The sequence below is a fragment of the Streptomyces sp. XY006 genome, assembly GCF_002237655.1.
GTDB classification, from domain to species: domain Bacteria; phylum Actinomycetota; class Actinomycetes; order Streptomycetales; family Streptomycetaceae; genus Streptomyces; species Streptomyces levis.
Genome location: NZ_NOKT01000044.1, coordinates 38,792 through 47,655, shown reverse-complemented (window position 1 = coordinate 47,655; position 8,864 = coordinate 38,792). Strand labels below are relative to the sequence as shown.

The following is an 8,864-nucleotide window of genomic DNA, read 5'->3' as shown; positions in this document are numbered from 1 at the left end:
GGGCGCCGGGGCGGGCGCGGGGGCCGGGGCGGCGGGAGCCCCGAAGGCGGGCGGGGCGAAGCCCGGGGCGGCGCCGCCCTGAGCCGGCTGCTGCGGAGCGGGCGCGGGCGCCTCCTCCTCGGCCACCTCGCCGCCGAAGTTCTTCAGCAGCGCGTCGAGACCGCCGTCGAAGCCCTGCCCGACGGCTGCGAACCGCCACACGTCCTTCAGGTAGAAGTCGCCCAGCATCACGGCCCGCTCGGTGGAGAACTCCGAGCCGCTGAAGGGGTACCGGGCCACCTCCTCGCCGCCGGCGACGATGCGGATGTAGCCGGGGGCGATCTGCGACATCTGCCCGGCGCCGTCGATCGTCGCCGTGAAGGACAGCTTCTGGATCTGCGGCGGGATCCGGTCCAGGGTCACCCTGAAGGACTCCGTGTCGCCCGCCTGGGCGCCCAGGAGCTGAATGGACTCCTCCGGGGTCTTCGGCTGGTTGTAGAAGACGAAGTACCGGTCGTCCGAGAGCCGTTCGTCGGCGTCGAGGCCGAAGCAGCTGATGTCGAAGCTCAGGCCGGGGCCGGAGATCTGCACGCCTACGTACAGATCCGTGCCCGCGGTGAGGTCACTGATCCTGGCCTTGTGGCCGCGTTGGAATTCCCTGGCCATGCGTAACGACCGTCCCCCATCCAGAACGTGAGTGCGTCGCGTCAGGCTAACGGCAAATCCGGACATCGGAAGACGTCGGTACAGAGCCGGTACAGAACCCGCGCCCAGCCGTATCGGCTGCTCGCTCACGCAAAGCGGTCACTCACCCCGCGGGGCTCTCCCCGCGCGCCCCGGGCACATGGGGCAACCGCTCGGCGGCGACGACGCCTTCGAGATAGCCCCGGGCCCGCTCCGTCCTCGGGTAGGCCTCCAGCAGCCGCCAGAAGCGGGGGCCGTGTCCGGGGACGAGCAGATGAGCGAGTTCGTGGAGGAGGACGTAGTCGACGACGTACTCGGGCATGCCCTGCAGGCGGTGCGACAGGCGGATGCTGCCGTCGGACGGGGTGCAGGATCCCCAGCGGGTGTTCTGGTTGGTCACCCAGCGCACCGAGGCGGGCCGGGCCCGGCCGTCGAAGTACTGCTCCGAGAGCCGCCGGGCCCGCTCGGTCAGCTCGGTGTCCCCCAGGGCCCGCTTGCTCTCCTGGGCGGCCAGCTTGGCGAGCATGACGTTCACCCAGCGCTGTTCCTCCGCCGCGGACATGCGGGCGGGGATGAGCACTACGGTGCGATCGCCCTCGCGGTACGCGGAGACCGTCCTGCGACGGCGGGGGCTCCTGCGGACCTCGATCGCGCTCGCCCCCGAGCCGCTCGGCGGCTGGCTCGTCGTGCTGCGCTGTGGGTTTCCGGCGCGGTGCAGTGGGTCGGCGGGCACGCCCCGACGTTACCCGCTGCACACGGGGAAGTCCCGACTCCGGGACGGTTCCGTGCCGATGCCCCCACCGGCCGCCGGATTTGTACGACGAATCCCCGTGCCTGTGGACAACTTTCGGCGGCGGGCGGCGGGTTCGGTCATGCTGGATCCCGTCGGCGAAGCGATGGGCGGGCCGGCCCGAGCCAGTTACAGAGTCCGGCCAGGGACCAGGAGCACTCCTCCCGACACACGGGGACGTTTTATGACATACGGGGGCCTGTCATGCATCCGATGGTGAAACCCGCGCTCCGGCGCGGCTGGCGCGACCTGAACACCGTGCAGTTCGGCATGACCCCGGCGCACGCCCTGACGCTCGGCCCGATGGACACCGCGACGGGCAGCTTCCTCGACCTGCTGAACGGCACCCGCGGGTTGGAGCTGCTGCGCGAGGAAGGGCGCCGGATGGACCTGCCCGACGGTCATGTCGACAGGCTGGTGCGGCGGCTGTCGCGGGCCGGGCTCCTCGACGACGCCCGGGGCGGCGGACCCGCCGCCAATGCGTTGCGCGAGAAGAAGGAAGTCCTCGACCGGCTGCGGCCCGACCTGGCCTCGCTGTCCCTCACCACCGCGGAGCCGGGCGAAGCGATCAGACGGCTGGCGGCCCGGCGCTCGCAGCGCGTGCAGGTGCGAGGCGCGGGCCGGGTGGGTGCCGTCCTGGCCTCCCTGCTGGCGGGGGCCGGAGTGGGAGAGGTCGAGGTGCGGGACGGCGGCCGGGTGGAGCCGTGGGACGTCGCCCCGGGCGGCCATCCGGCACAGGCCGTCGGCGACCGCAGGGACGAGTCGGCCCGCCGGGCCCTACGGCAGGCTGCTCCGGACCGGCCGCCGCGCCGCGCCGAGGTCCCGCCGCCCTCGGACGACGGCGACCCCGGCTTCTCCCTGGTGGTCCTCGCCCCGCGGGACGATGTCGCGGTGCACGCGCCCGACCCGTCCCACGCCGAACCCCTGATGCTCTCCGGCACACCGCATCTGTATGCCGGTGTAGTGGAGGGGACCGGCGTGGTCGGACCCCTCGTGCTGCCCGGGGAGACGGGCTGCGCGGGCTGTCTGCACGAGCACCGCACCGACCGGGACCCGACCTGGCCGCGTCTGATCGCCCAGTGGCGCTCGGGCCGGCAGCGGCAGGTGCGGCCGTGCGACCTCACGCTGGCCACGACCGTGGCGGGACTCGCCGCCGCGCACGCGCTCGCCTTCCTGGACGGTCAGGTCCCGTCGAGCACCTGCGCGCGCTGGGAAGTCTCCCTCCCCGCGCTCCACTGGCACGCCCGGCCGGTATGGGCCCATTCCGCATGCCCCTGCGGCGCGGCGGAGAGAGGAAAAGGGGAGCACCCCTCGGAGGACGGGGCGTCACACGAGACAATGGCGGTGCAACGGCCGTCGGCGCAGTGCTGTGAGGCAGCGGCGGAGCGGCCGGCTGGGACTTGGAGGGCGCATGTCTGATCTTCCCCGGAAGGCGGTCACCCGGACCGCCAAGCTCGCCGCGCTCCCGCTCGGCATCGCCGGGCGGGCGACCTGGGGATTCGGCAAGCGGATCGTCGGCGAGTCGGCGGAGCTGGTCGGACGCGAGCTCCAGCAGCGCACGGCCGAGCAGCTGTTCAAGGTGCTCGGCGAGCTCAAGGGCGGCGCGATGAAGTTCGGCCAGGCCCTGTCCGTCTTCGAGTCGGCGCTGCCCGAGGAGGTGGCCGGCCCCTACCGGGCCGCGCTGACCAAGCTCCAGGAGGCCGCCCCGCCGATGCCCACGCGCACGGTGCACGGGGTGCTCCAGGAGCGGCTCGGCGAGGGCTGGCAGGAGCTGTTCCTGGAGTTCGAGGACAAGCCCGCCGCGGCCGCCTCGATCGGCCAGGTCCATCGCGCGGTGTGGCACGACGGCCGTGAGGTGGCGGTCAAGGTGCAGTACCCCGGTGCGGGCGAGGCGCTGCTGTCCGACCTGAACCAGCTGAGCCGCTTCTCCCGTCTGCTCGGCCCGCTGATCCCCGGCATGGACATCAAGCCGCTGATCGCGGAGCTGAAGGACCGCGTCTCGGAGGAGCTCGACTACGGCCTGGAGGCCCAGGCCCAGCAGGCGCACGCGGAGGAGTTCACGGACGACCCGGACGTCCTCGTGCCGCATGTGGTCCACCAGTCCGAGCAGGTCCTGATCACCGAGTGGATCGACGGCATCCCGCTGTCGGAGATCATCTCGGACGGCACCCAGGAGCAGCGCGACCGCGCCGGCCAGCTCCTGGCCCGTTTCCTGTTCTCCGGCCCGGCCCGCACCGGCCTGCTCCACGCCGATCCGCACCCCGGCAACTTCCGCCTGCTGCCGGGCGGCCCGGACGGCGAGGACGACTGGCGCCTGGGCGTCCTGGACTTCGGCACGGTCGACCGCCTCCCGGGCGGCCTGCCGGCCACCATCGGCGAGTCCCTGCGCATGACCCTCGACGGCGAGGCCGAGGCGGTCTACGAGCTCCTGTGCGCGGAGGGCTTCGTGAAGGAGACCATAGAGCTCGACCCCGATGCCGTCATGGACTACCTCCTGCCGATCATCGAACCGGCCCAGGTGGAGGAGTTCACGTTCACGCGCGGCTGGATGCGCAGCCAGGCGGCCCGCGTCGCCGACCCACGCTCCCCCGCCTACCAGCTCGGAAAGCAGCTCAATCTGCCCCCGGCGTATCTGCTGATCCACCGGGTGACGCTGAGCACGATCGGCGTGCTGTGTCAGCTGGGGGCCACGGTGCGGCTGCGGGAGGAGTTGGAGGAGTGGCTGCCGGGGTTCGTCCCGGAGGACCCGGTGGACGGCGGGGAGTCCGTGGCGCAGGCGTGAGCGGGGTTCCGCGTCTCACCACCAGTCGGAGTCCAGGCGCCCTTCGATCGACCTGAGGTTCTCCCGGGCGCAGCTCGCGCAGAAGTAGCGGCTCACGCCGTGCTCCACGGAGAAGGTCCAGGTGGGCGGCGGGGTCGCGCCCGGGGTGCCGGCCGGCGTGCCGCAGCGGGCGCACACGAGCGGCGGAGGCTCCGCGGCGGAGCCGTCGTCACCGTCACCGTCACCGGGAGGGCTCGTCCGACTGGTCACCCGGCGACGATAACTCCGTTCCCGGCCGTGTCACGGACACCGCGCCCCGCGGCGCCGGCTCGGGGCATCGTCCCAGGGTCAACGCGCCGCGGGGGCCGGTCCGTTCGGCACGGACCGGCCCCCGCGGGGAAAGCATCGCCTCCGGTGCGGGAGGCCATCGCTTCAGATGTGGACGGTTACTGCATGACCGCCATGGCGAGCGCCCGGCGGGCGCGCCGCGAGGCGCGCTCCGCCCTGCGCTGCATCCGGCGGGCGGCCACCAGGCGCACGGCCTGGCGGTCCCGCTCCGCCTCGTCCAGTCGCTCGCGCATATGCGCGCGAGCCAGGGCTTCTGGGATGAGTTGCATCTCTCGGGTCCTGTTCTGACGCGAGTCCATCGCGCCGTTGGTGGTGAAGTCTTGGGTCGCGGAGCCAGCGGGCTCGTCGGGGGACGGCTTCATCGGGGCCTGCTTCTGGGGGTCGTGCGTGAGGGGACGGTCGATCGTTCCTGCGGTGTTCATGCTGTGACCGGGTTCTTGCGCGGGCGGCCACGCGGCCGCTTCCGGGCGACGACGACACCCTGGACGAACAGCTCGCCACCCCAGACGCCCCAGGGCTCACGCCGCTCCTTGGCACCGGCGAGGCAGGCCTCGACCAGCGGGCAGGTACGGCAGAGGGACTTGGCGTACTCGACGTCCGCGGGCGACTCGGCGAAGAAGACCTCCGGGTCGTAGGAGCGGCACGGGACGGGTACGCCGAGGTTCTCGATGGCGTCGTCGAGCGCGGTGAGCGCGGTGAGCGGGGTCAAGGCGGGGTCCTCCGTGGAGCCGGGCTTGGGGATCGTTTCCGAAGGCGGTACGGACGGTGCGTGCGCTTCGAGTTGCACGGTCGTCTTCCTCGTCTGGTCGTTCCGGCCTGTTGGCCGGGGGCGGCTGGTACCGGGTTCTTTCGTTGTCCCGAGGTCCTTCGGTCCGTCGTCCCCGTTCAGGGACAAACAGAAGGGCCGCGGATCCCGGATGGGGTTCCGCGGCCCTGAAGGCGCCGGCCTGATCGAATCAGGCTGGATCACTCCAGGGTTCTGGCCCACGGAAGGCCCACATCAGGTGGTGCTGCGTCGTCTGCTTCCGGAATCCGGCACCGGTCGCCGTAAAGGCATAGGCCTGCGCCTGTGCCGCTACTGCCGCTTCCAGTGCCTTGGTCGGTCGCTCATTGCGCTCACGGACGGGAAGGCCCGCGGGGGCAACGGAGGAGGACGCCGGACGGACGGCACGAATGCCGGACAGACCGGTGCCCAGGTTCGAAACGCCGAGCATGCACGCGGAGACGGCCGAGCGATCGGTCATTTTCACGGTGCTGATGGAGCTGCTGGTGATGCTGATCACTGGACTCGCCTCCTCTCGGCGTCTCGGGGGACTGGGTGAACCAGTCCGACGGATATGCAAGTACAACACGGAATCAGGGCCTCCGAGAAGGCCGCTGCTCTCGTGCCTAAGAACCTATGGGGATTGCTGGGGCATGCGCAAACTATTTTTTCGACGAGTTCGTGTCAGTCCTGATCTGCGCCCGCCTCGGGGTACTGGCCTGCGCAGATGGCCAGAACATCGGCTCCGTACCGGGTGAGCTTGCGCATGCCTACGCCCGGGATGCGCGCGAGCTCGTGTTCGTCGTCGGGGGCGGTCTCGGCGATCGCCATCAGCGTCCTGTCGGTGAACACGCAAAAGGCCGGCTGGCCGCTGCTCCGTGCCTGGTCGGCGCGCCACTCGCGGAGCCGCTCGTACAGCCCCTCGTTCATGTCGGAGGGGCAGTCGTCACAGCGCATCAGCTTCATCTCGCCCGCGTCGGTGAGCGTGCGGCCGCAGACGCGGCAGCGGGCGGGGGTGCGCTGGACCCGTCTCGGGGCGGAGCCCCTGGTTCCGGGAATGCCACGCTCGATTCCGCCCGCGCCGCCCGCGGATGTGCGGCCGGTCGTGGCCGTCGAGCCCGGGCGCAGACCGTCGAGGAAACGGCTGGGGCGGCGGCTGGGGCGGCCGCCGGGTGACCGGGAGAGGGCCCAGGAGAGATGGAGGCGTTCCCGCGCGCGGGTGACGCCGACGTACAGCAGGCGGCGCTCCTCCTCGATCTGCTCGTCGGTCTTGGCGTAGGTGATCGGCATCATCCCCTCGGCGACGCCGACGAGGAACACCACGTCCCACTCCAGGCCCTTGGCCGAGTGCAGGGAGGCGAGGGTGACGCCCTGCACGGTGGGGGCGTGCTGGGCGTTGGCCCGCTCGTCGAGCTCGGCGACGAGGTCCGCCAGGGTGGCGCCCGGTTTGGCGGCGGCGAAGTCCTGGGCGAGGTTGACCAGGGCGGCCAGGGACTCCCAGCGCTCCCGCACGGCGCCGGAGCCGGCCGGGGGCTGCGGCGTCCAGCCCTCCCCCGACAGCACGGCGCGCACCTGGGAGGGCAGGTCGACGGCGTCGTCCAGGAGGGAGTCGTTGCCGCCGAAGCGGGCGGCGCCGCGCAGGGCGACGCCCGCCTTGCGCACCTCCGGGCGGTCGAAGAACCGCTCGGCGCCGCGCAGCTGGTAGGGCACTCCGGCGTCGGCGAGGGCCTGCTCGTAGGTCTCGGACTGCGCGTTCGTACGGAAGAGGACGGCGATCTCGGCGGCGGGGACGCCCGCGTCCATCAGCTCGCGGATGCGGCGGGCCGCGCCCTCCGCCTCGGCGGGCTCGTCGGTGTACTCCGTGTAGACCGGCTCGGGGCCCGGGGGGCGTTGGGAGACGAGCTCAAGGCGGTGGTCGGCGGCGCGGCCCCTCGCCTGGGCGAGCAGACCGTTGGCGAGGTGGACGACCTGGGGGGTGGAGCGGTAGTCGCGGACCAGCTTGACGACGGTGGCTCCCGGGTGGCGGGTGCGGAAGTCGAGCAGGTGGTCGGGGGTGGCTCCGGTGAAGGAGTAGATCGTCTGGCTGGCGTCCCCCACCACGCACAGGTCGTCCCGCTCGCCCAGCCACAGCTCCAGCAGGCGCTGCTGGAGGGGGCTGACGTCCTGGTACTCGTCGACCACGAAGTGCTGGTACTGGGCGCGGACCTGTTCTGCGATGTCGTGCCGGTCCTGGAGGACGGCCACGGTCAGCAGGAGCACGTCCTCGAAGTCGATGACGGAGCGCTCGCGTTTGACGTCCTCGTAGGCGGCGTAGAGCTGGGCGATCTCGGCCGGGTCGCGGGGGGCCTCGCGGCCGGCCTTGGCGGCGGCGGGCGCGTAGTCGGCGGGGACGGTCTGGGTGACCTTGGACCATTCGATCTCGGCGGTGACGTCGCGCAGCTCGCCGCGGTCGAGGCGGATGCGGCAGGCGGCGGCCGCGTCGGCGACGAGCTGGATCTTGCGGTCGACGAGCCGGGGCATGGATCCGCCGATGGCCTTGGGCCAGAAGTACTGCAGCTGGCGCAGGGCGGCCGAGTGGAACGTGCGCGCCTGCACGCCCCCGGCGCCGAGCTGGCGGAGCCGGCCGCGCATCTCCCCGGCGGCGCGGTTGGTGAAGGTGACGGCGAGCACGCTGGACGGCTGGAGGATGCCGGCGCGCACTCCGTAGGCGATGCGGTGGGTGATGGCCCGGGTCTTGCCCGTGCCCGCGCCCGCCAGGACGCACACCGGACCGTGCAGGGCGGTGGCCACCTCGCGCTGCTCGGGGTCGAGCCCGTCGAGCACCGCGTCGGCCGAGTCCGGTACCTGCGGGAACAGGGTGGAGTGCGTTGCTGCTGTCACACCGCCATGCTGCCAGGTCGCGCGAGACGGCCGTGCCGGTTGTCCACAGGCGGGCCCTGATAGTCGTACTAATGCGGCAGGCGTCACGTCCGGCAGGGCCGGGGACCCGGGAATGGTGGACGTTTCACATACGTTCCACCCACTGCGAACCCGTCCCCGAGCCACCGAAGGAGCGCCAGAGACATGCTGGGCACTGTGACGATGTACAGCACCACGTGGTGCGGCTACTGCCGCCGGCTGAAGAGCCAGATGGACCGCGAGGGCATCGCGTACACCGAGATCAACATCGAGCAGGACCCGGAGTCCGCCGCGTTCGTGGAGAAGGCCAACGGCGGCAACCAGACGGTGCCCACCGTTCTGTTCCCGGACGGCTCCACCCTCACCAACCCGTCGCTGGCTCAGGTGAAGCAGAAGATCGGCGCCTAGTCGCCGCGTGAAGGTACGCGAAGGCGGTCCCGAGCAGCGTGCTCGGGGCCGCCTTCTCGTGGTCTGTCCCACACCAGGTCGTAGCGCCACAGCAGCGTGCGGCGGACCGCGCAGCCGGGCAGCAGCCGCCGCGCCGCGCGGCGGATCTCCGCCCATGGCGGGTGCGCGTCCTCCCTGGGCACGCCGGCCGGGCCGTACGTCACGTTGCCCGGCACGCGCGCGTGGCCGCGGGC

11 protein-coding genes are annotated in these 8,864 nt (G+C 72.0%); 3 read left to right on the top strand and 8 right to left on the bottom strand.

Translation table 11 applies throughout. The annotated features are described in order from the left end of the window. Both CHR28_RS34865 and CHR28_RS34860 read right to left on the bottom strand, forming a co-directional pair. Nucleotides 1-645: TerD family protein (locus CHR28_RS34865; RefSeq protein WP_143655957.1), on the bottom strand; the 645-nt coding region annotated here is incomplete at its 3' end. 142 nt (nt 646-787) lie between these two features. Next, nucleotides 788-1,396, bottom strand: a complete 609-nt coding sequence (locus CHR28_RS34860; protein ID WP_094057727.1) for a M48 metallopeptidase family protein — start codon at nt 1,394-1,396, stop codon at nt 788-790. A gap of 261 nt (nt 1,397-1,657) precedes the next feature. On the opposite strand from CHR28_RS34860, the gene CHR28_RS34855 reads away from it, so the two are divergent. Further along, on the top strand, nt 1,658-2,872 hold the full coding sequence (locus CHR28_RS34855; protein ID WP_094057726.1) for a ThiF family adenylyltransferase: 1,215 nt from the start codon (nt 1,658-1,660) through the stop codon (nt 2,870-2,872). Beyond that, a complete protein-coding gene (locus CHR28_RS34850) occupies nt 2,865-4,235 on the top strand; it encodes an ABC1 kinase family protein (RefSeq protein ID WP_094057725.1) in 1,371 nt (456 codons plus the stop codon). Before CHR28_RS34855 ends, CHR28_RS34850 begins: the two co-directional genes overlap by 8 nt. A 15-nt stretch (nt 4,236-4,250) precedes the next feature. Here CHR28_RS34850 and CHR28_RS34845 read toward each other — a convergent pair whose 3' ends face one another. The 5 genes from CHR28_RS34845 to CHR28_RS34825 form a co-directional block, all read right to left on the bottom strand. Beyond that, a complete protein-coding gene (locus CHR28_RS34845; RefSeq protein WP_094057724.1) occupies nt 4,251-4,484 on the bottom strand; it encodes a hypothetical protein in 234 nt (77 codons plus the stop codon). A gap of 176 nt (nt 4,485-4,660) precedes the next feature. Beyond that, complete coding sequence (locus CHR28_RS34840) at nt 4,661-4,984, bottom strand: hypothetical protein (RefSeq protein WP_094057723.1); 324 nt, start codon at nt 4,982-4,984, stop codon at nt 4,661-4,663. Continuing rightward, nucleotides 4,981-5,349 (bottom strand): WhiB family transcriptional regulator, encoded by a 369-nt coding sequence (locus CHR28_RS34835; protein WP_094057722.1) that lies wholly within the window; start codon nt 5,347-5,349, stop codon nt 4,981-4,983. The genes CHR28_RS34840 and CHR28_RS34835 overlap by 4 nt, the downstream gene beginning before the upstream one ends. A gap of 169 nt (nt 5,350-5,518) precedes the next feature. After that, complete coding sequence (locus CHR28_RS34830; RefSeq protein ID WP_179272673.1) at nt 5,519-5,845, bottom strand: hypothetical protein; 327 nt, start codon at nt 5,843-5,845, stop codon at nt 5,519-5,521. 164 nt (nt 5,846-6,009) lie between these two features. Further along, nucleotides 6,010-8,205 carry an ATP-dependent DNA helicase UvrD2 gene (locus tag CHR28_RS34825; RefSeq protein ID WP_179272672.1) on the bottom strand — a complete coding sequence of 732 codons (2,196 nt, stop codon included), beginning with the start codon at nt 8,203-8,205 and terminating at the stop codon, nt 6,010-6,012. Nucleotides 8,206-8,388: 183 nt separating this feature from the next. On the opposite strand from CHR28_RS34825, the gene CHR28_RS34820 reads away from it, so the two are divergent. After that, nucleotides 8,389-8,631 carry a mycoredoxin gene (locus tag CHR28_RS34820; RefSeq protein ID WP_003992805.1) on the top strand — a complete coding sequence of 81 codons (243 nt, stop codon included), beginning with the start codon at nt 8,389-8,391 and terminating at the stop codon, nt 8,629-8,631. Here CHR28_RS34820 and CHR28_RS37590 read toward each other — a convergent pair. Continuing rightward, on the bottom strand, nt 8,628-8,846 hold the full coding sequence (locus tag CHR28_RS37590) for a hypothetical protein (RefSeq protein WP_143655955.1): 219 nt from the start codon (nt 8,844-8,846) through the stop codon (nt 8,628-8,630). The genes CHR28_RS34820 and CHR28_RS37590 overlap by 4 nt on opposite strands. Nucleotides 8,847-8,864 lie beyond the last annotated feature (18 nt).

Bases quoted from the DNA above. Each gene is read 5' to 3' on its own strand.
- CHR28_RS34840 (WP_094057723.1), bottom strand. From the start codon at position 4,984: ATGAACACCGCAGGAACGATCGACCGTCCCCTCACGCACGACCCCCAG.
- CHR28_RS34820 (WP_003992805.1), top strand. From the start codon at position 8,389: ATGCTGGGCACTGTGACGATGTACAGCACCACGTGGTGCGGCTACTGC.
- CHR28_RS34850 (WP_094057725.1), top strand. From the start codon at position 2,865: ATGTCTGATCTTCCCCGGAAGGCGGTCACCCGGACCGCCAAGCTCGCC.
- CHR28_RS34855 (WP_094057726.1), top strand. From the start codon at position 1,658: ATGCATCCGATGGTGAAACCCGCGCTCCGGCGCGGCTGGCGCGACCTG.